Annotated in this window: 2 pseudogenes; both read right to left on the bottom strand. The window is 40.3% G+C overall.

Annotated elements, in window-relative coordinates:
* A pseudogene (locus tag VGD82_RS10170) lies at positions 1-1,198 on the bottom strand (methyl-accepting chemotaxis protein); the annotation flags it as partial.
* Positions 1,199-1,358: 160 nt separating this feature from the next.
* Positions 1,359-1,581: pseudogene (locus tag VGD82_RS10165) on the bottom strand (hypothetical protein); the annotation flags it as partial.

The following is a 1,581-nucleotide window of genomic DNA, read 5'->3' as shown; positions in this document are numbered from 1 at the left end:
TTAGACGGTCTAAATTCTTATTGATTTCTGCTTTTTTACCAGGGTATTGTTGTATCTGTACTTCAAAGTCACCGTCACCTAACGCACGCATTACTTGCGTCACTTCTTCTTTTTCCCGTACGTGTGCCCCTACCATCTTGTCTACATCGCCTACCATTTCAGCAAATGCGCCTTTATATTGGCTTGCGTCCATACAGACATCAATATTGCCTATTTCGTGCTCTTTGCTCATATGAGCCACATCTTCTATGATGGTTTTGACATTAGCACGCAACTGTTCAATGGCTTCGTTTATAAACTTTAGATTTCCAGGTAAAGCGTCAAAAGGTTTATCGAAATTACCATTTGAGAAATCAATCACATTTTGTGCGATTTTGTGCACCAAGCTTGATTGCGCAGCAAGCATCACATTGATTTTTTCAGCCATAGCACGATAACTACCATGCAGATTTTCTACATTTACAACGGAGTTTACATTTCCTTTTGTATGCTCAAGTGTGATGTGCTCAACACGATCTACAATCGCTAGTATATTGCTAGACATTGATTTCAATGCAAATTTCACACTGGATGTGTCATTGGCATCAACATCAATCGCTACAGCTAAATTACCATTAGCCAATTGTCTCGCAATACTCACCACTTCTTCAGGGGTTCCGCCAACCATCAATGCCTCTTTACGAAGATTATTGGCGATAAACATTAAAAAAACTGCCTCAAACACGATTGTCAGTGTATGCAATATTACTAAATTGTTATTAGCACCTTGCTGGAATAGATAAAAGCCAGAATCTGGAGTTTGAAGCAAATTAAAAATCACATGATGCAGGCTAACCAGTGATGCCGCGACAAAAATCGGCTTCCAATCTCGGTAAGATAGCAATAGCGCCAGCAAAATGAATACAGAAAAATGTGCTTCATTCATGCCTTGTGTTTGCTGGATAAATAATGCCGAAAACACCATAAATGCAGTTGCAAAAGCAAATCGGCCAATAACTGCACCCGGAGAAATATTGGCAATTAACAATGGGATTAATAGAGCTGGTAAACCAATCGCAAAAACTTCTGATGGCGTGCCGGAAGAAAAGCCGACGATTAGGCTAACTATGAACAATAGCAGCAAAGTCCAAGACATTAGCTTGTCTGTGCTTACAGCCCAAGCGTCAGTGCGAGTATTTGTAGTTTTTAACAATTTCATTTCCAATCTATTCAAAACATCTTGATTAATGCATCAAGCAATCTTACAAAGGGTAGCAGCTAAATGCTTGCGTACCATTCTTTTACTGATATTTACTGTTGATTAGCAAAAGCCAGATAACTAACCTTTGCTAATCAAATACATAAATTAACTTATGTTGCTACCTACCATGGCTAAGTGTTGCAATGCGAGCAGGTTGTGCAATCGTCCTTAAATTTGGTCTACTTTGTAAACGCCCGCCACTCAATTTAAACGCATTCACAGTATCCATTAAGCCCATCGCCTGATCTACTAGCGATTCTGCTGCCGCGGCTGCCTGCTCAACTAACGCCGCATTCTGCTGGGTCACTTCATCCATGCTGGTAATGGCGTTGTTCACTTGG

Source organism: Methylotenera sp., from assembly GCF_036401095.1.
Taxonomy (GTDB): domain Bacteria; phylum Pseudomonadota; class Gammaproteobacteria; order Burkholderiales; family Methylophilaceae; genus Methylotenera.
Note: the sequence above shows the minus strand (reverse complement) of the source record. Positions and strands in the feature narration are given on the sequence as shown.